This window comes from Mammaliicoccus sp. F-M27, assembly GCF_022387115.1.
Classification (GTDB): domain Bacteria; phylum Bacillota; class Bacilli; order Staphylococcales; family Staphylococcaceae; genus Mammaliicoccus; species Mammaliicoccus vitulinus.
This window is the reverse complement of record NZ_JAJNIE010000010.1, coordinates 43,755-64,331: the sequence shown is the minus strand read 5'-3', so window position 1 is coordinate 64,331 and position 20,577 is coordinate 43,755. Positions and strand designations below refer to the sequence as shown.

General features: G+C 32.2%; 20 protein-coding genes. 13 read left to right on the top strand and 7 right to left on the bottom strand.

The features are described 5' to 3' along the window. The first annotated feature begins 74 nt into the window (after window positions 1-74). The gene (locus LQ598_RS10340; protein ID WP_239745479.1) at window positions 75-1,286 is read left to right on the top strand and encodes a CynX/NimT family MFS transporter; all 1,212 of its coding nucleotides are present in this window, start codon (window positions 75-77) and stop codon (window positions 1,284-1,286) included. A gap of 594 nt (window positions 1,287-1,880) precedes the next feature. Here LQ598_RS10340 and LQ598_RS10335 read toward each other — a convergent pair. From LQ598_RS10335 to LQ598_RS10325, 3 genes are all read right to left on the bottom strand, one after another. Further along, window positions 1,881-2,876 (bottom strand): LLM class flavin-dependent oxidoreductase, encoded by a 996-nt coding sequence (locus LQ598_RS10335; protein WP_016913240.1) that lies wholly within the window; start codon window positions 2,874-2,876, stop codon window positions 1,881-1,883. Window positions 2,877-3,090: 214 nt separating this feature from the next. Then, complete coding sequence (locus LQ598_RS10330) at window positions 3,091-3,459, bottom strand: transcriptional regulator, SarA/Rot family (protein ID WP_016913241.1); 369 nt, start codon at window positions 3,457-3,459, stop codon at window positions 3,091-3,093. 524 nt (window positions 3,460-3,983) lie between these two features. Further along, complete coding sequence (locus LQ598_RS10325) at window positions 3,984-4,817, bottom strand: aldo/keto reductase (RefSeq protein ID WP_107557065.1); 834 nt, start codon at window positions 4,815-4,817, stop codon at window positions 3,984-3,986. Window positions 4,818-4,998: 181 nt separating this feature from the next. Between LQ598_RS10325 and panD the strand changes: the two genes are divergently transcribed. The 7 genes from panD (at window position 4,999) to LQ598_RS10290 (ending at window position 12,897) form a co-directional block, all read left to right on the top strand. Beyond that, window positions 4,999-5,382, top strand: a complete 384-nt coding sequence (gene panD, locus LQ598_RS10320) for an aspartate 1-decarboxylase (RefSeq protein WP_016912454.1) — start codon at window positions 4,999-5,001, stop codon at window positions 5,380-5,382. 12 nt (window positions 5,383-5,394) lie between these two features. Then, on the top strand, window positions 5,395-5,754 hold the full coding sequence (locus LQ598_RS10315) for a DUF1304 domain-containing protein (RefSeq protein WP_107536670.1): 360 nt from the start codon (window positions 5,395-5,397) through the stop codon (window positions 5,752-5,754). Between the two features lie 185 nt (window positions 5,755-5,939). Then, window positions 5,940-8,351 (top strand): MMPL family transporter, encoded by a 2,412-nt coding sequence (locus tag LQ598_RS10310; RefSeq protein ID WP_107536669.1) that lies wholly within the window; start codon window positions 5,940-5,942, stop codon window positions 8,349-8,351. Window positions 8,352-8,650: 299 nt separating this feature from the next. After that, window positions 8,651-9,700, top strand: a complete 1,050-nt coding sequence (locus tag LQ598_RS10305; protein WP_107536668.1) for a MupG family TIM beta-alpha barrel fold protein — start codon at window positions 8,651-8,653, stop codon at window positions 9,698-9,700. Continuing rightward, window positions 9,701-10,585, top strand: coding sequence for an N-acetylmuramic acid 6-phosphate etherase (murQ, locus tag LQ598_RS10300; RefSeq protein WP_107536667.1), 885 nt, complete (start codon window positions 9,701-9,703; stop codon window positions 10,583-10,585). A 19-nt stretch (window positions 10,586-10,604) separates the two neighbouring features. Continuing rightward, on the top strand, window positions 10,605-12,041 hold the full coding sequence (locus tag LQ598_RS10295) for a PTS transporter subunit EIIC (protein ID WP_107536666.1): 1,437 nt from the start codon (window positions 10,605-10,607) through the stop codon (window positions 12,039-12,041). 4 nt (window positions 12,042-12,045) lie between these two features. Further along, window positions 12,046-12,897, top strand: coding sequence for a MurR/RpiR family transcriptional regulator (locus LQ598_RS10290; protein ID WP_016912460.1), 852 nt, complete (start codon window positions 12,046-12,048; stop codon window positions 12,895-12,897). 98 nt (window positions 12,898-12,995) lie between these two features. On the opposite strand, the gene LQ598_RS10285 is transcribed toward LQ598_RS10290, so the two are convergent. Further along, the gene (locus tag LQ598_RS10285) at window positions 12,996-13,952 is read right to left on the bottom strand and encodes an ornithine cyclodeaminase family protein (protein ID WP_107536665.1); all 957 of its coding nucleotides are present in this window, start codon (window positions 13,950-13,952) and stop codon (window positions 12,996-12,998) included. A 117-nt stretch (window positions 13,953-14,069) separates the two neighbouring features. On the opposite strand from LQ598_RS10285, the gene LQ598_RS10280 reads away from it, so the two are divergent. The 3 genes from LQ598_RS10280 (at window position 14,070) to LQ598_RS10270 (ending at window position 16,049) form a co-directional block, all read left to right on the top strand. Continuing rightward, on the top strand, window positions 14,070-14,489 hold the full coding sequence (locus LQ598_RS10280) for an HTH domain-containing protein (RefSeq protein ID WP_107557066.1): 420 nt from the start codon (window positions 14,070-14,072) through the stop codon (window positions 14,487-14,489). Window positions 14,490-14,543: 54 nt separating this feature from the next. Further along, complete coding sequence (locus LQ598_RS10275; protein WP_016912463.1) at window positions 14,544-14,840, top strand: hypothetical protein; 297 nt, start codon at window positions 14,544-14,546, stop codon at window positions 14,838-14,840. Between the two features lie 246 nt (window positions 14,841-15,086). Further along, window positions 15,087-16,049: an LCP family protein gene (locus LQ598_RS10270; protein ID WP_016912464.1), complete on the top strand. Its 963-nt coding sequence runs from the start codon at window positions 15,087-15,089 to the stop codon at window positions 16,047-16,049. A gap of 323 nt (window positions 16,050-16,372) precedes the next feature. Here LQ598_RS10270 and LQ598_RS10265 read toward each other — a convergent pair whose 3' ends face one another. Further along, entirely contained in the window at window positions 16,373-18,553 is a 2,181-nt protein-coding gene (locus LQ598_RS10265; protein ID WP_239745477.1) for an AraC family transcriptional regulator, read from the bottom strand. Between the two features lie 263 nt (window positions 18,554-18,816). Here LQ598_RS10265 and LQ598_RS10260 point away from each other — a divergent pair, with 263 nt between their 5' ends. After that, a complete protein-coding gene (locus LQ598_RS10260) occupies window positions 18,817-19,146 on the top strand; it encodes a MarR family transcriptional regulator (protein ID WP_016913207.1) in 330 nt (109 codons plus the stop codon). Window positions 19,147-19,416: 270 nt separating this feature from the next. On the opposite strand, the gene LQ598_RS10255 is transcribed toward LQ598_RS10260, so the two are convergent. Continuing rightward, window positions 19,417-19,632: a DUF2922 domain-containing protein gene (locus tag LQ598_RS10255; protein ID WP_016912797.1), complete on the bottom strand. Its 216-nt coding sequence runs from the start codon at window positions 19,630-19,632 to the stop codon at window positions 19,417-19,419. Between the two features lie 31 nt (window positions 19,633-19,663). Next, window positions 19,664-19,873, bottom strand: coding sequence for a DUF1659 domain-containing protein (locus LQ598_RS10250; RefSeq protein ID WP_239745475.1), 210 nt, complete (start codon window positions 19,871-19,873; stop codon window positions 19,664-19,666). A gap of 136 nt (window positions 19,874-20,009) precedes the next feature. Here LQ598_RS10250 and LQ598_RS10245 point away from each other — a divergent pair, with 136 nt between their 5' ends. Then, on the top strand, window positions 20,010-20,561 hold the full coding sequence (locus tag LQ598_RS10245) for a tyrosine-type recombinase/integrase (RefSeq protein ID WP_016912799.1): 552 nt from the start codon (window positions 20,010-20,012) through the stop codon (window positions 20,559-20,561). Window positions 20,562-20,577 lie beyond the last annotated feature (16 nt).

Genomic DNA, 20,577 nt, shown 5'->3' with positions numbered 1-20,577 from the left:
TAATTTACTTATATGAATTCAACTATACTCATGTAGTTTAATACATATAAAGCATAATCGTGGTGGTGGAAAATTTGGAGCATAATATTAAGAAATATAAATTTAAAGAAATATGGCTAATTCTTTTTGGCATGATATTCGTAGCAGCTACATTAAGAGCGCCTTTAACATCGGTAGGACCTGTAATAGAATTAATTAAATCAGACTTAGAAATCAGTAACACCCTTGCAGGACTGTTAACAACGATTCCGTTGATTATATTTGGATTTGTCTCACCGTTCGTATCTAAAATCGTGACTAAGCTTACGATGTCGAGCACCATTCTATATGCTTTATTAATATTATTAGTAGGGTTGTTATTACGCGTATCAGGAGATATAGGGTTATTTATAGTCGGAACAATTCTATTAGGTATCGCTATCGCTTTTGGAAACGTATGTTTACCAAGCTATGTAAAATGGAGATTCCCATTACAAATAGGATTATTTACTGGTGTATATAGTGCCACTATGAATTTCACTGCAGGATTAGGTGGTGGATTAAGTTATCCATTGTCTGAAATAACACCACTAGGATTTCGGTTATCACTATCATTTTGGGTTGTATTAACAATATTAGCCATCGTATTTTGGTGTCCACAAGTTAAAAGTGGCAAACAACAAGAATTACAAGCTACAAAAGCAATGCAAGCTAAAACACAAGGACCAAAAGTTAGAATGGCCACATCCAAATTAGCTTGGGTAGTGGCATTAACAATGGCGATGCAATCAATGGTATTTTATACGGTTATAGCTTGGATGCCGACCATTTTAGTAGATAAAGGTTTGTCACCAACAGTAGCAGGCTTTTTATTAATGCTAAACCAATTTTCACAAGTACCAATGACATTTATATTTCCAATAATCGCATCTAAAATGCAAAATCAAAAATTACTCGTAACAATTGTAAGTATGCTGTTTGTATTAGGATTTAGTTTGTTATTCAGTCAATCATACATAGTATTAGTTATTGGCATTATAATAGCAGGATTTGGAATGGGAGCAGGATTCAGTTTATGTATGACATTCTTTTCAATACGTGCAAGAACAAACGCAGGAAGCATGTCATTATCAGGATTCGGACAATCGATTGGTTATTTCATAGCTGCCATAGGACCATTCTTAATCGGATTTTTACATGATTTATTAGGAGGATGGGATGTCGGAATCATCTCATTAATTGTCATATCAGTGTTATTTTATATCTTCGCATTACAAGCAGCTAGCGATAAATATGTAGAAGATTAGATGATAAACGATTCGTGAATTAAAAATTAAAAGAAGAGTCCGGGATATAAATCCTAACTCAAAATAAATAACAACTCATTTCACTGATTTATTCAGCTAGTAATGAGTTGTTATTTTTTATAGAATCTACGATTTTGAAAGTGCATGCTTGCCTAGGGGTATGGTTCGAGCCTGTAGTCTCTCACTCATACTATTCCCCTGGGCGTCAGCACTTCACAAAATCGTTATAAATATCCATTTTTCTTATATTTTTTTCGTTTGTTCGTTTAAGTACATATTCTATGTTGCAAGACTGATCAAACAAGCAACATAGAACGTCTGTAAGTTGCAAGACTGACCAAACAAGCAACATAGAACGCTTGTAAGTTGCAAGACTGACCAAACAAGCAACATAGAACGTCTGTAAGTTGCAAGACTGACCAAACAAGCAACATAGAACGGCTCTAAGTTGCAAGACTAACTAAACAAGCAACATAGAACGTCTGTAAGTTGCAAGACTGATCAAACAAGCAACATTCAGACCCCTTTAATATGTTAATTGTAAAATAGACATTAAAGTTAGTACCGAATATGATACACAATCTATAATTCTCATTACAACATTTCTTCTGCTATCAATTTATATGACTTCTTCTTGTCTTCAAAGTTATATATATTTGTGATGATCATAAATTCGTCTGTTTGATATGCTTCAGCTAGTTGATTAAGCTGCTTTTTAACTGTGGATGGTGATCCTATTATACATCTATTTCTATTTTTCTTAATTTGTTCTAATTCTTCATTACTGTATTCATCACTATTTATTTCTTCAGGTGGTTGTACTTTTGTACCTAATCCTTTCCCAACGTTTAATAGCCATCTGTCTTGCGTGATAGCAAGTGCTTCTGCTTGTTCGTCAGTTTCTGCACATACGACAAATATGCAAATAATTGTTGCAGGTTCTTTATGATTTACTGATGGTGTGAACTCTTCATAATAGCGTTTCATCGCGACTTTACCGTACTTCGGATTAATAAAATGCCCAAATACAAATCCTATCCCTAGTTGTGCTGCATTTTTTGCACCATTTTCTGTCAGACCTAAAAGCCACATTGCAGGTGGATTATCTATACGAGGTCCAGCTTTAACGAGTCTGAATTCATGATTTCTAGGCAATGTATTGTGCATGAAGCCTTGTAAATCTGACGCTTGTCTATAAAAGTCTTCTTTCGGTTTAATATGATGATCTGTTAAAGCTTTTTGAGTAATTGGAGAACCACCTGGTGAATTTCCAAATCCTATGTCGATGCGATTAGGGTATAAAGCAGATAAAGTTTTTGCGTTCTCTGCAATTTTGTATGGGCTATATTGAGGAAGTAATATACCTCCAGATCCAACTCTGATTTCATGAGTAGAAGCGGCAATTTGTGTCATTAAGATTTCCGGTGATGAACTCGCTAAACCGCTTGTATTATGATGTTCAGCAACCCAATAACGATGGTATCCTAGCGACTCAGCCCATTTAGCTAATTTAATAGTATGTTGTAGTGTCTCTTCAGGTGTATGCCCTTTAGATATAGGCGCTTGATCTAATACACTTAATCTCAACATTGTAATCCTCCTTCTGAACAAACACGAATAGTGCCATCTACGTCTCTTCTCATAGCACGTCTATAATTCATAAGTTTCTCCAACTCTATATTTTAATACAAGTATATCCTATCCATAAAAATATAATTAGAATTTGCTCATGGATATGAGAGGAAATATAAATCACCCAATCCGTTGATTTCATTTTCGGGTTGGGTGATTTATATATACATACTTACAATACTGTTTTTTCTTCATCTGAATCGAATCGATCTAAATGATCCACTGTGATATTTTTGCAAATGCATAAAGTGGAATTAATTGCTTCATAGTCAATATTCTTCAATATAACAGAGCGTTCGTCTAATGGATCTCTAACTTTTTTGAAATAATTTAAATTTTCTAGTGTTTTTAATGCGCCAGTTAATTCAGAAGATGATGGATCAAACATAAGTTTTCGAAGTTTTCGAACGTATACTTCATCTTCATTCATTTCAGCTAAATGATACAAAGTGAGTATATCCATACGTTTTAGTTGTGTTTCATCGAATATGTTGTTGAAGATGTCTTTTTTTAATAGTTCGTAGTGAATAATATTTTCCATAAAATCCTCCTATTTATTAGGTTTTTCAGGTGTATATGTCTTAGTTGTTTGCTCATTGATTAAAATGTTGAGTTTTTCATTTTTATTCATTTGTTGAATGTTTCCCGCGAAATTAGTTTACTCCTAAATAATACCAAAAAATTAACTACTAACGCAATATAATAAGTATGAAATAATATGTAATATATTAAAATAAGATGTTCTAATAATAATTTTATAATACAAATAAATTAATAATTAGCTTGCGTATAATTGAAAAAACTAATATATTGGAAATTAAAAAATATTGAATATAAGCACCCGTTCTCAAAATAAAAGATCTCTTCATTAGGTTATAGCCTAGTGAAGAGATCTTGTTATATTTTAAAATCGTAGAGAACGAATCCAAGTGAAATTAGGATTACGTTGTCCAATGATTGATACGGCCAAAACGCACGAAGACTCGAAAGATATTGTGAGCTTTTGGTAAATACTGGATAAAACGCACGAAGACTCAGAAGATACTGTACGATTCCCTCAACAACTTAACCGTTGAATTCTGCTGGGTTAGGTCCTATGCGTTTGTTTTGATTAAGCGCGTCTAATTGTTGCATTTGCGCTTCGTTTAAACTGAAGTTAAATACGTCGTAGTTTTCTTCAATGCGTGATGGTGTAACGGATTTTGGTATTGTAATTACATCGTGGTCGATATTCCAACGTATGATGACTTGCGCTGGAGATTTGTTTATTTCTGTAGCAATGTTATTGACTACTTCGTCTTGTAAAATCTCTGCATTCATAAGTGGTGACCATGATTCCATTTTTATTTCGTGTTTGTTTAAATAATTTCTCAGTTCTGTTTGTGTTAAGTATGGGTGGAATTCTACTTGGTTTAAGACTGGTTTAACAGTTGCTTTGTTTAATAGGATATCTAAGTGATCTATATTGAAGTTACTTACACCTATATTTTTAACTAATTGTTGATTGTATAATGCTTCTAGACCTTCCCATGTATTTAACATTAAATCTGCATCTGTACCTGGCCAATGCATTAAATATAAATCTAAATAGTCTAGTCCTAGTAGGTTTAAAGATTTTTCATAGGCTTCTTTTACGTTATTTTTTCCGTAGTCATCTAACCATAATTTAGATGTGATAAACAAGTCGTCTCTTGAGATGTTTGCTGCTTTGATACCTTCAGCGATACCTTCGCCGACTTTAGTTTCATTTCCATATATAAATGCTGCATCTATACTTCTGTATCCTGATTGAATGGCATGTTTGACAGCATCTTTAGCTGTGTCGTTATTTTCTACTCTAAAAACACCTAGACCAACACTAGGCATATTATTTCCATTATGAAACTGTGTGAAATTCATGTTCAAAACTCCTTTTTATTATTGTATGGATTAGTATAAAGTGTAAGACGATAAAATGTAAGTACGCACTATTTTGTTCTATAGGCACTAAAAAGTAATAATAGGATATAATAGTTGACGGATTAAAATATCATTGTATGATAATAACGAACATACAAATATAGATATGGAGATGAATACGATGATTAGAACTATGATGAACGGGAAGATTCATCGTGCTAGAGTCACTGAGGCTAACTTAAATTATGTAGGTAGTATTACAATAGATGCAGATATTTTAGATGCGGTAGATATATTACCGAATGAGAAAGTAGCGATTGTTAATAATAATAATGGTGCAAGACTTGAAACTTACGTTATTGAAGGTGAAAGAGGCAGTGGTAAAATTTGTTTAAATGGTGCAGCTGCAAGATTAGTGCAAGTAGATGATGTCATTATTATTATGAATTATGTTCAAGTCACTGATGAAGAAGCGAGAACGCATGCACCAAAAGTAGCAGTTATGAATGAGAAAAATGAAATCATTGAAATGATACACGAAAAAGAAAATCAAACTGTTCTATAAAGGAGACTTGTTATGCACATATTAGCGACGATTTTTGTAGTTATTGTTGCAGTTGAACATCTGTACATTATGTATTTAGAAACGATTGCAACAGACTCTAAAAAAACATCACAAACATTTAATTTAAAGCAGCAAGTATTAAAGGATAAAAACATTCAAGTACTTCTGAAAAATCAAGGTATATATAACGGGTTGTTAGCTCTAGCCTTATTCTATGGTGCTTTTTTCTCTACAAATCCTAAAGAGTTTGTAGCGGTGTTTTTAATATTTATTATTTTAGCAGCAATATACGGTAGTCTTACAAGTTCTAAATCGATTATTTTGAAACAAGGTGGCCCTGCAATCATCGCCTTAATTCTATTATTATTATAAAAGTTATAAATCCCAAATGTGAACGTTTAGTAAACGGCTTTTCTACATTATTTTAAATGTGTAGACAAAGTATACACATTTGGGATTTTATCTCTTTTTTGGTATGTACTGAAGTGTTATTATATGCGTTATGTTGTATACACTGTATGCATAAACTATAGAGTAGATTTAAGGGAGGAAATATTTTGGCGAACTTTTTATTCAGATTGGGTTCATCCATTGCTAAACATAAGTGGTTAACGATTATTATTTGGCTAATTGTTTTGGTAGGTATTGTTACACCATTGACGATTAATAAACCCACTTTTGATAACGACATTACAATGAATGGTATTAGATCAATCGATACGAACGATAAAATTGAAAAAGAATTTAATCAAGATAGTGAAAAGGCAAATGTGAGAGTTGTCTTTAAAAGTGAAGATAAAAAAGGCATAACAGATCCAAAAGCGATGAAAGATATTCAAGCTGCCTTAAAAGATGCTAAAGATAAAGATGATGATATAAAAGAAATTACGGATCCTTATGAAAATAAACAAATAAATAAAGATCAAACAACTGCTTTTGCAGATATCAATTATAAAGTATCTCAAACATCTATAAAATCAGATTCTGTCGATAAAGTTAAAGATGCTATGAAATCAGTAGATGATGACATACAGACAGAATTAACGGGAAATGCATTAAATGCAAATACTGAAATAGGGGGCAGCTCTGAAGCAATCGGGATTATTGTTGCTTTCGCTGTCTTGCTTGTAACTTTTGGTTCATTAATTGCTGCTGGGATGCCAATTATCAGTGCAATTGTTGGATTAGGTTCAAGTATTGGTACAATCGCATTATTAACATATTCATTCGATATTCCGAACGTTACGTTATCGCTAGCCGTGATGATAGGTTTAGCACTGGGAATAGATTATGCCCTGTTTATATTATTTAGATATAGACAAATTATTAAAACTGAGAAGGATCATATTAAAGCAATCGGTTTAGCTTTAGGAACAGCTGGTAGCGCAGTTATATTTGCAGGCGTAACAGTTGTCATTGCAGTATGTGGGCTTGCATTAGTAGGCATAGGTTTCTTAGCTACAATGGGCTTTGCTTCTGCATTAAGTGTCATCTTTGCTGTACTCAGTTCAATTACGTTACTTCCGGCATTAATTAGTGTGTTTCATAAACAAATACACCCTAAAAAACGTAAAATTCATTCAAATGAAAGTTTAGACACACCTTGGTCTAAATTTGTAGTAGGTAAACCGTGGATTGCAATTCTTATCGGTTTAATTATCTTAATTGCTGCTGCACTGCCAGCTTCACATATGCGATTAGGTATACCAGATAATGGCATGAAACCTGATAGTTCAACTGAGAAAAAAGCATATGATATTATTTCTTATGATTTTGGTGAAGGGTTTAATGGACCAATTGTGATGCTCGTAGACACATCAGATAAAAAAGATGATCAACAAGCATTACAAAAAGATTTACAAAATGTCATGAAAGACGTTCAAGATATCAAAAATGTTGAAACAGTTACACCACCTCAACTCAATAAAGATAAAGATTATGCGCTAGTCACAGTTCTGCCAGAAAAAGGACCAAATGCAGAATCAACATATGATTTAGTTCATGATTTAAGAGATTATAATAAAGACTCGAAAGATAAGTATGATTTAAGTACGGAAATATCTGGTCAAAGTGTAATCAATATAGATATGTCAGAAAAACTTAATGACGCCATTCCATTATTTGCAGGTGTTATTATCTTATTAGCATTTGTACTATTAATGGTTGTGTTTAGATCGATTATTATTCCGCTTAAAGCAGTGTTAGGATTTGTATTATCATTAGTAGCAACGTTAGGATTTACGACGCTTATTATGCAAGATGGATTTATGAGTGGCGTATTTGGAGTAGATTCAACGGGTCCATTGCTCGCATTCTTACCAGTCATTACAATAGGACTGTTGTTTGGATTGGCAATGGACTACGAAGTATTCTTAATGTCCAGAATTCATGAAGAATACGTGCGTACAATGAACAATACGAAATCAATTAAAGTAGGACTTAAAGAAAGTGGACCTGTAATCGTAGCAGCCGCACTTATTATGTTCAGTGTATTTATAGGTTTCGTATTCCAAGATGATGTCATGATTAAATCTATGGGAATTGCATTAGCATTCGGCGTATTATTCGATGCCTTTATTGTAAGAATGACGATCATACCAGCACTTACTCAACTATTCGGCAGAGCATCATGGTACTTACCAAACTGGTTAAACACAATTTTGCCTAAAATAGACATTGAAGGACATGCACTTAGTGAAAATAATCATGTTGCACAAAGTTCTGAAGATACAAGTGTAGCTACAATAGAAGTCAGTCCAAAAACGAAAGCATTATACGATAAGATTGATTCAAATTCAAAAGACGAAGTATTATATGAAGCATTGCGTCAGTACGACAACGATAAAGAACAAAAAAATCAAAGTTCAGAAACTGACGACCAAAATGTTATGGCTCTATTGAATCAACAAAGTAAAAATATCGAACAAGTAAATCAATTAATAAAAGACATGATCAATAAAAATAATTAATTGTACTTAAAACAAATCACCCAATCCGTTGGCATCATTTTCGGATTGGGTGTTTTTATATTTCTGGTTTTGTAAAGTGCTGACGCCCGGGGGAATAGTATGCCGCGCGCGACTACAGGCTCGAGCCATACCCCAGGCAAGCATGCACTTTACATAATTATTATAGTTTAGGACATTTATGTCCTAGGCTATATTTTTTTGTGTAATTTCATTCCAAAAATGTAAATAAATCGTATAAATATTGAAATTAAATTCCAGAAATGAGATAATGTAAACGATTCCAAAAAGGGTGTGTTGATATGTTAGGTTTTTCAGTATATTTAGGTGAATCTTTTGATCGTGCTTATATTGAAACTATGTTAGAAGAAGGATTTCAGTATGTGTTTACTTCTCTTCAAATTCCTGAAGAGGACTCAAGTCAATATTTTGAAAAGCTAAAAGAATTGAAACGTCTTGTAGGAAGCAAAGCTGAAATTATAGCTGATGCAAGTCCTCATGCGTTTCACAATTTAGGTCTATCATATAAAGAACCGCAAGTATTAAGTGAGATTGGTATTGATTATATAAGGTTAGATATCTCTTTAGAACTTGAGGATATTATTTCTTTATTAGATGAAGTGAAAATTGTATGTAATGCGAGTACAGACGCTCTGAATATACTCACGCAATTACAATCTCAAAATATTGATATGACGCGCATTATGGTTGCACATAATTACTATCCTCGTCCTGAAACAGGGTTAGATAAACAATTCTTTATAAATAAGAACAATGAGTTGAAGTCATTATTTCCTGATATTTCAATAATGGCATTTGTTCCGGGAACAACGCTTAGAAGTCCTGTTTATCAAGGGTTACCTACATTAGAAGATCATAGAAAAGTCCATCCTCTAGTTGCTGCTAACGAGTTATTAGCACTAGGTGTAGATGATATTTGTATAGGGGATACGCATATCAATCAACCAACGATTAATCAATTCAACACCTTCTTTAATAATGGAATCGTGTCACTTCAAGTACAATCCGAAACAAAGCATTTAGATTATGTTATTGGGAGCATTTTTCATAATAGAAAAGACAAAGCAAGAGATGTGATTAGAGCGGAAGAAGCGAGGCAAACTTTTCGGGAAGAAGTGTTGCCTGAAAACACGGTTGCAAGAAAAAGGGGTGCCATTACTTTAGATAATATAAAGTATGGTCGTTACATGAATGAATTACAGATTGTGAATAAACACTTAAATCATAATGACGCGGTAAATGTTATAGGTTACGTATGCGAACAAGATTTGCCGTGCATTGACTTGATTGATGCGGGAACAGCTTTTCAGTTTATTAAGGGGGAAGATTAGATGGATATTAGCCGTTTAACGACAGAATCAAGGAATGAACATTCTTCGAAGTTAGATACTTTAACACCTGAGCAGTTTGTTGAAGTGATGAATAACGAAGATCAAAAGGTTGCCCAATTTATTAAAGAAGAAAATAAGGCTATAGCCAATCTTATTACACAAGTTATAAAAGGTTTAAACAATGGTGGGAGATTAATTTATATGGGAGCGGGAACGAGTGGTAGATTAGGCGTTTTAGATGCTGCAGAATGTGTGCCAACATTTGGTGTGACATCTGATGTAGTTATTGGACTGATTGCGGGTGGTCCTACTGCTATGACAGTCGCTGTAGAAGGGGCAGAAGATGATGAAAGTCTAGGGGAGCAAGATTTAAAAGACTTAAAAATTAATGAGCATGATACTGTCATCGGTATAGCTGCTAGTGGACGAACACCATATGTCATTGGTGGTTTGAAATATGCTCAAAGTATTAAAGTAGCTACTGGTTGTGTCACATGTAATAGACAATCTGAAGTTGGAAAGCATGCTGATTTCCCAGTGCAAGTTGATGTTGGTCCAGAAGTATTAACAGGATCAACAAGACTTAAAGCAGGCACAGCACAAAAATTAATTCTTAATATGATATCAACTGGGGCGATGGTCGGTATCGGTAAAGTGTATGAGAATTTAATGATTGATGTTAAACCAACGAATAAAAAGTTAAAGCAACGTGCAGTTAATATGATTCAAGAAGTATTAGACTGCACAGATGATGAAAGTATGAGGTTGTTTAAAGAAAGTGACGAACAAGTAAAAGTAGCAATCGTGATGGGGATGCATCAAATTACGAAAGCAGAAGCAGTTGAAAAGCTGAAACAAGCTAAGGGATTCGTAAGAAATACGTAAACTAAGGGGTGTGTAGGTTATGTCAAAAGAAAGAGAAATCGCACAAGCTATTTTGAAAGAAGTCGGGGGAAGAGATAATTTAGATAAAGTCATTCATTGTATGACGCGTGTTAGGATGAACATCGTTGACTATAGTAAAGTAAACGTTGAAGGCCTAAAGAATATTAAAGGGGTAATGGGTGTTGTAGAAGATGATATGCTTCAAGTCGTTATTGGACCAGGGACTGTTAATAAAGTAGCAAATGAAATGAGTTCAATAATTGGTGTCGATTTAGGGGAGGACATTAAACATAAAGCATCAAATAAGGAGCAAGTAGAAAAAGAAGCGGATTTATTCAAACAAAATTTAAACAAAAAGAATCAATCACCGTTTAAAAAAGTATTAAGATCTATCGCAAATATATTCGTACCTTTAATACCTGCTTTTGTTGGTGCAGGTTTAATAGGTGGGATTGCAGCAGTGATTTCAAATATGTTAGCTGCTGGAACATTAGATGGAGCAACGTGGGAACAATTTGTATTAATATTTGATATCATCAAAAATGGTATTTTTGCATATCTCGTTATTTACGTTGGGATTAATGCAGCTAAAGAGTTTGGTGCTACACCTGGACTAGGTGGTGTCATTGGTGGTACAACAATGCTCACTGGTATGGATCCTGAAAGTCCGATAAAGAACATATTTAATGGCGAGCCATTAGCTGCTGGTCAAGGTGGTGTCATTGGTGTCATATTCGCTGTCTGGATATTGTCATTAATTGAAAAGAAACTACACAAAATTGTACCAAGTTCTGTAGATATTATTGTTACACCGACCATTACATTATTTATAATGGGCCTCGGTACGATTTTCTTAATCATGCCTATAGCTGGATTTGTTTCAAATGGATTGTTAGGGGTTATCGATTGGGTGTTAGATATAGGTGGCGCATTCAGCGGATTTATATTAGGCGCGACTTTCTTACCACTCGTTATGTTTGGATTACATCAAGTTTTAACACCTATCCATATTGAAATGATTAACCAATCAGGCGCGACTTATTTATTACCGATATTAGCTATGGCAGGCGCAGGACAAGTAGGTGCTGCATTTGCGTTATGGTTTAAATGTAGAAAAAATAAAAAAATTATTAATTTATTAAAAGGTGCATTGCCAGTAGGTATTTTAGGTATTGGGGAGCCATTAATATACGGTGTTACATTACCATTAGGCAGACCATTTATTACTGCTTGTATTGGTGGGGGTGTTGGTGGTGCTGTTATCGGTGGCCTCGGTCACGTTGGCGCCACAGCAATCGGACCAAGTGGTGTATCTCTTATTCCTTTAATTTCTGATAACATGTACTTAGGATATATTGCAGGATTGTTAGCAGCTTATCTAGGGGGATTTGTTGCGACATACTTATTTGGTACAAATAAAGAAATGACTGCACCACAAGAATTGGAAGAGGACTAATGATATGGAACATCAACATTTACTCTTATTTATAAAAGAACAAATGTCTCATTTAACGAAACACGAAAAACGTATAGCTGAATATTTTATGGAACACCCTGAAAAAACGATTAATTTAAGTGCTAAAGAATTAGGAAAGATAACAAACACAAGTGCGGCTTCTGTTATTAGATGTACACATAAATTGAATTTTAAAGGTTTCACAGATTTGAAGTTAGCGATTTCTAGATATTTACCTCAACATGAACAAAGTATTTATCAAGAAATTAAACAAGACGAGACTGTTGATTCAATCAGTAAGAAACTGATAACGAGAGCTTCACACACACTTGAAATGACTGAAAAACATATTTCTGATGAAAGTATCAATCAAATTGTGGATCAATTATACGATACGCAGACGATTATCGTGTTTGGTGTGGGTGCTTCCAGTTTAGTAGCACAAGATTTATATCAAAAATTCACAAGAATAGGTAAACAAGTCATTCATTCATTAGATACACATTTTTTAGCGACAGCGATTGCTTCACATAGTAAAAGCTGTATATTGATTGGCATTTCCAATTCAGGTGAGAATAACGAAACAATATCTCTAGCAAAAGTTGCTCGAAAATATGGTGTGAAAACAGTTGGACTTACTCAGTCAGAACAATCCACTTTAGCAAAAGTTGCGGACTTTTATTTGATACACGATGCAAGCTCAGAAAAAAGTTTGAGACTTGCAGCAACAAGTTCGCTTATTTCACAACTTATGACAATAGATATATTATTTTATAGTTATTTATCTAGAAATTATGATGAGCATGTTGTAACAATGAGTAAAACTAGAGATGCTGTGGAATTGTATATAGAATAATAAGATTTTGATTGTAAAGTTCATACAAAAAAAGCATCATGTCATTAGGCGTTAACTAATGACATGATGCTTTTTATAGTAATCGTCCTTTAAATGAATTACGAAAATAATTTTTTAAATACACCGATACCTACTGCCAAGTCGAAATGAGCAGCGCCAACGGATTTGAAAATGGTCGTTTCAGTGTCATCTTCACGACCATTTATTTTGTGTAATACGAGTTGTTGTAAATCCCCGTATGTACTATCAAAACTAAAGTGGCCTTCTTTTTCAGCTTGAATAAATTCTCCAGCTTCGGTTTGAGCACCGCCAATATCATCAAATACTATTTTGGATGATTTTTTTATTGCGTTAATATCGATTTCGCGCATTGAAGGTTGGTATGAACCAACACCATTAATATGTGTACCTTCCTTTAAATCTTTAGCATTAAATACAGCTTCATTTGAACGTGTTGCACAGTTTATAATATCGCTATGTTGTACAACTTCTTGTACATCTTGAGTTACGCTGATCTCTATATTAATACCAAAATCTTGCAGCTTTTCTTTAAAGAGTTGTGCTTTTTCAAATGTTCTATTAAATAAATAAATATGTTCAATGTTTCTCACTTCAAGTATGCCTAAAACTTGTTCGAACGCCATACCTCCAGTACCAATCACACCTAAAACACGACTATCTTTTCTGCTCAAATAGTCAGTCGCTATACCACTTAATGCACCTGTTCTTAATCTTGTTAAATAACTCGCATCGATGATTGCTTTATGTTGTCCAGTTTCTAATTCAGTAATTAATATTTTGCCTTGTGTAGTAGATAAATTCACTTTTGGATTATCAGGAAAAATAGAAATAACTTTAATTGTCCCAAGCTTTTCTTTTAAATCTAAGCAAGGCATATAGAGCATAGCGTTGTGCGTATTAGGCATTTCAATAACTGTTCGATGTTCAACTATAATTTGTTCTTGTTCCAATTTGTTAAATAACGCCAGAGTATCTTTAATAGCATCCTTCATAAAATATTGTTTTTCAATTTCAGAATCTGTAAGTGTAAGCATATGTAATCGCACCTTTCCTAAGATTATTAATGTATTTCCAACATATCATGTTATGGAAATCATTGCTTAAAATTTCTATTTCTGGGTATATAAAATAGTAACAAAGGACGTGATAGAATGGCAAAGGCTAATGAAAAAAATTATGCTGAAAGAATACAGAACGTTTCAAATAAATACGAATTAGACGACAAGCAATTACGAAAGCTATTAAATCTGTCAAAAGAAAAGTACGAATTACTATTACATGGTAATCAAGGCGTATTAACAGATGTACAAAGAAATGAGATTGGAAAAAGACTCAACTATTTTGAGGCGATTGGAGAAAATAAAGACGCATTAAAATACTCTAAGTACTATATTGAAAAAACATTGAAAAAAGAGTATAATTTAACTAATAAATCTATTGCCAAATTATGTAATGTAAAGAAAAAAACAGTAAAAAATTTATTAAATAATAAAAAAATTGATCGTAAAGAAGAGAGAAATCTCATATTAAATATTCTTCAACTCTATGAAACTTTAAAATCAGTCAACTAAGTACTTATCATAATATTTCATATTTTAAGAATTAAAGAAGGCTAGCGTGAAATTATGAAACAAGTTGAAATTATAAGAATACTAGATGATACGTCATTTATTATTAATGCAGGAACAAATAAAGATATTGAATCTGGATATTTTATTGATGTATTGAAGAGAGATAAATCCTATAATTATATTGCGAAAGTTGAAGAAGTTTATCCTGAATTATCGCTTTGTAAAAGGTATGGAGAACAACGCTTATTTTATGGTGATATTGTTAGAGTTAGATATCCTGATGAGTATGACATAACGACGAAAGTTATTAAATCAAATACTACTAAAAAAAGACGTAAAAAGAGAGGATGAGATCGCCGAATCTCATCCTCTTTCCCGTTTAATATGTCTAAAAATTTAAAGCAAGTAACGTTGTAGATTTACAAGAATACTTTATCATATAATGTATATATTTTCCAGTAATAAGTGGAAAATCCTAGTATAAAAATGCTATTGTTTATATTTAAATTTAAGTTGTGCACATAATTATGTTGGCATTGGCAAAGTATAAAAAATAAATGTATAATAAAGAAAAAAACTAGAATGGACTGAGAGCACGTGGCAAATCAATATGAGCGTTCGACGAAAAAACCAAAGTCAGCAGCCTTTAAAATAGTTACGACAATAGTAATTATTTTATTATTAGCCTTCTTAATAGTGTTGGCATTTTTCGTATATAAATTTTTTGCATTAGGGAATTCAATACATAATCCATTAGACAGAGATAAATCAGAATTACGAAAGAAAGCTGTCGATGTTAACGGTGACCCGATATCGATTGCTTTATTTGGAATAGATTCAGACTCTACTAGAGCAGCTGATGGTGGGGGAGAAAGATCGGATTCAATCGTATTATTATCAATCAATCCCGATAAGAAAAAGACTGTTATGGTAAGTATTCCAAGAGATACAAGAGCTGAAATAGTAGGACAAGGTTCTGTTGAAAAAATTAACCATGCATACGCATATGGTGGTCCTAAAATGGCGATTAATTCATTAGAGAAACTTATGAATGTTCCAGTTGACCATTATGCATCTATTAATATGGATGGTGTTAAAGAATTAGTAGACCAAGCTGGAGGCGTAACAGTTACAAGTAATGCAACGTTTACAGTAAAAGGGAACTCTTATGTTAAAGGGCAAAAATATAAGCTTAATGGCGAAGAAGCATTAGCGTTTATAAGAAGTAGAAAAGAAGACGGTGCTGGAGGAGACTTTGGTAGACAAGAACGTCAACAACTTGTTATCCAAGCATTAGCAAACGAACTCGTTAGTGTTGGTTCATTACCAAAAATCAATCAAATCTTTGATACTTTAGGTGATAATGTTCAAACAGACTTGAAGATTTCTCAAATAAATAGTTTGAGATCTAAATATAGCGACGCATTAGATAATGTAGATAGAAATCAATTAGAAGGACAAGATGCAATTCTAGATGATGGATTATATTACTTCGTACCTAGTGATGCTAGTAAAAAAGAAGTTGTCGATAATTATCGTTCAAACTTAGAACTAGATTAATTAAAAAAGCGTAAATTCTTTGAAATAAGAATTTACGCTTTTTTTTATATATGATAAATAGAGCTGTTGAAATTATCAAGTCAGGCTCCACATGATAAATAGAGGCTATGAATTTATCAAGTCAAGCTCCACATGATAAATAGCAAAAAATCTTTATAATATTCTCCACGATTTTGCAAAGTGCTGACGCCCGGGGGAATAGTATGACGCGCGCGACTACAGGCTCGAGCCATACCCCAGGCAAGCATGCACTTTCAAAATCGTAAGATTTTATTTTGAGGTATCTATTTATGCTCAGTAACCTATTTTTACTCTATATTAACTTAGCTTCTATTTTGGACGATTAGTAATTTTACGCCATTTGTTTTTACATAGTATGTTTCCTCTATATTGTTACTGTTATAATCAGCCATTTGAATATCAGGAGAGCAATATCTATCTAATAAAACGGTATTCAAGTAATCTAAATTGCCGTCATTGTGATCTAATTTTCTAATTGCTTTAAATATATTGCCATTATCTTGGTCAAAAGTAATTTTCGTAATTCTAAACTTATCGAATGGTATATCTCGAAAAGATAAAATAATACCTATATTATTTTGATAATTGATATCATGAGGGTGATAAAGTTCATAATTGAATAATAAATAAAATATTTTGTTGTGTATTTCAAATTTAATGTAATTCGGTCCTTCATAAAATTGATGCCCATTAAAATGACCCAATATCGTTAACAAGTAATTTGTAGGACTTTTACAATGGTATTTTAAGTATAACGATAGCGGTTGTTTAATGGATGCATATTTATTGGATGACTCTTCCATCAGCCAGAACCCAGTTCCTGAAATATAGTTCGTAATACTTAATAAATGTTTTAACATGATTGACGCATTAAAATAAAAGTCACTACTTGAATATGTGTCACCATTTAAAACATTCCATTCTATCGGAATCACTTCTTTATCATGAGACTTTAAATATGCCATGTTTTGAATCAATTGTTCTGTATATTGATTTGTGATTTTAGCAATATCATAGTTATTCATTTCATCTAAATCATATAAATCATTAAAATTATAACTTAAAGCAAAGCCGTCTATGTCTTTAAATTGCGCTATATCTACTTCCAAATCTTCATAAACATATTCGAATGGATTCGGAGCATTTAGCATAATTTTTATATCTTGAAGTCTCTCTTTTGTTTCTCTTATTTGAGGTATCATCTGATAAACTTTTTCATAGTTCACATCAAAGAAAATTTCTCCGTTTTTATTATAAAAGTAGTTATGTATGATATCTATCAGTTCATGCCAATTCGTTTTAATATTAGGATCGTCCAAATCAATATCGTAAATCTTTATTGAAGGAATGATACGAGTATCTGAGAACATACTTAAACAAAATGCTAAATTCTGTTTATAATGATTTGTCTGATCGTCATTAAAGAATTTTTTCAAGGAACAATGAATAACAATGATAGGTGTTTGGATCATCTTCTCAACATTCACTAAAATTTCTTTGAGAAAAGGTGTGTAGAAATCATAAACATCACCAATATGTAAATACGTCTTATGATGCGCTACTAAAGTCTTAAGTGGAATATCATTTAATGATAATTTTTTATACTCATGAACGAGCGATTTATTGTGCATCATTTTTTGTAATTTTTCAATAAGGGATGCTTTATAATCTTTGGAGATTATTTCGTTTTCCTTTTTTTCTTTGTGTAGCTTATATTGCAACCTGTATTGATTTGGCGTTACATGAAATTGATCTTTAAATTGTCGATTAAAGTTATGGTAACTTGAGAAACCATGACTATTGGCAATTTGTTCAATCTTAAATTGCGTGAACAATAAAGCGTAAGTAGCTTGGAATAACCTTGTTTCTTTTAAATATTGAATAAATGTAGTGCCCATTTGTTTCGAAAATTCTCTTGATAAATGCTCGGGAGAAATATAAAACTGGCTTGCTACACTATTTAGCGAAAGTCTATCTTGGTAATGATGATCAATATATTGTTTCACTTTATAAATAAGACTGCTTAATTCTATTTCTATATGTCCATAATTTTTAGTGTCCACTCTAAATCGTTCATACATAATTTTATATATTTCTACAACATAATGACTACGTCTAATTTTTATGTTAGTTAAATCAGCTAAAAGACACCTAATAAACAAATCTTTAAGTTGATGTTTGTATCTATTCAATTCATTTGTCTTGGTTGTTTTAGGAATTTTAAAGACAAAAGCTTCCTCGCCACTTAAGCTTTCCATCGTTGAGTAACTAATATGAAGAATGGCAACTAAACCTTTGTTGATAATAGGTAAATAGTTATCATTATCTTGTAAGTAGAATAAATCACCGACGTTAAAAATATAGCTCGTATGATTTAATGTTAGTTCAGCTTTACCTTCAAGAATGAAACATAACGCGCCAAATCCTAACTTTTTAGGGTTAATAATACTCTCTTTATGTATTGTAATCTTATAATTATACAAATAATCACCTCTGTTTAAAGACAAATATTGGAATAAAACATCAAATATTGTCACATTTTAAATCTTTGTATTCCCATGATATCAAAAAAAGTAAGTAAATGTTACCTAATTCAATAAAGTGGATAAGATACTTTATAATAAATCAAATATTTTAATTGATTTAATCAAAATATGAATTTAAAACTGTTTACAATAATAATTAACGCAATTTGTGTGTTGTGAACTATTAAAAATCGGGAGAATATAAATCGGGAGGGTTTAAAATGACAGATATATTTAACCAAACAATTCAAGAAATGATTGATTATGAAAATAAAATAACAAATTTAAAAAATGATAAGCGTCTATCATTAGTTGATTTCATTATATTAGAGGAAATATTTAGAGCAAAAGAAATTACAATAAAAGAAATACTTAGTGGTAAATTAACAGAGCTTGAGACTAGACCATCAAATATAGGTACAAATTTAGCGAAACTATATCGAAAAGGTTTAATTGATAAATATAGAAGTAATCTCGATGAAAGAAAAGTTTATTATTATATGGATGAAAATCATAAAGCGCTTTATAAAGAGTTAGTACAAGATATATAAAACAAAGAAACCACACTCAAAAAATTTTGAGTGTGGTTTCAGTGTGTCGACAAAGTTTTTTAGACTTTGCCGGCATTTTTTTATGCGCATGCTTTCCGCGGGCATGTTCTCAGCCTGTAGTCTTCGAATCATGCCCTAGGCAAGCATGCACTTTCAAAATCGTAGATTTTATAAATAAAATAAAGAGAGCTAATCCGAAAATTATGGATTAGCTCTCTTTATTTGAGAATGGGTATTTATGTCCCAGTATGTTTTTGTTGTCTTAAATTATTATTTAATAAGTGGGCGAGTACTACGTTCAATATACTGTGCTGAATGGATTGAAACTAATTCGCCTTTTGATAAATCAAATAAGTTTAGTTTCATGATTTTATTCATCGCTTGTTCAACAATATCTTTTGTTAAATCCGCTTTAGGATTTTGGATTTGAAGTGTAAATGTTTTTTCAGTTGATGTTTTAAATGTTAGTTCTAATACTCTTCTCATGTTTTCACCTCCAGTTTCTTTTGAGATAGCATTAATTTTCTATTTGTATTGTTTTGACGATATAAGCATCTTTGAAATTTTCGTCGCTTAATGTTTCGATAATGCTTTTAAAGGTTTTAACTTGTTCGTTTGTGACGTTTAAATTGATGGCATTAAATTTTCGTTGAACAGTTTTTACTTTAGAAGCTTCATCTAAATCTTGGTGTAATAATATGATGTTAATATCTTTAACTGTTTCCATATTTAAAACCTCCTTTTACTTTATATATCGAAATATCTATGTAAAATCGACAAAAAGATGTAGAAATTTCTTTCATGTTACTCAAATATATATTATTATTAATATGTACCTTAATTAGGAAGGATGGACAAAATGTATGCAACAAGTATCTCCAATTAAGAATAAAAATGATATAAGAGCGATGTATGAAGTGCTTAAATCTCATAGTGAAAGAGACTATTTATTGTTTAGTTTAGCTATTCATACTGGAATGAAAGTAAATAAATTATTGAACATAACAGTTGAGGATTTATTAGATGAAGATAATGATATTAAAAATAATTGGATAAATGATGAGGAAGACTTAATCAAAGTTGTTATACCTCTACATTTAAGATCAAGTTTGTCATCTTTTATAAAAGATGAAGGACTTAAAAGAGATGACTTTGTCTTTATGTCCATCAAAACGAAAAAACAACTATCGAGGCAACAAGCTTATAGAATTATTCATGTGGCTGCTGAAGAAGTAGGTTTGAAAAATATTGGTTTGTACTCTTTAAGAAAGACTTTTGCATATCATGCATTCAAATCAGGCGTTTCAGTCTCTATTATTCAAAAGTATCTTGGTCATCAATCTTTATTAGAAACGCTAAAATTTATTGATGTCACAACAATAAAAAAAGAAACAACAATAGAACTTAATATATAAAGAGAAAGGAGTTAGT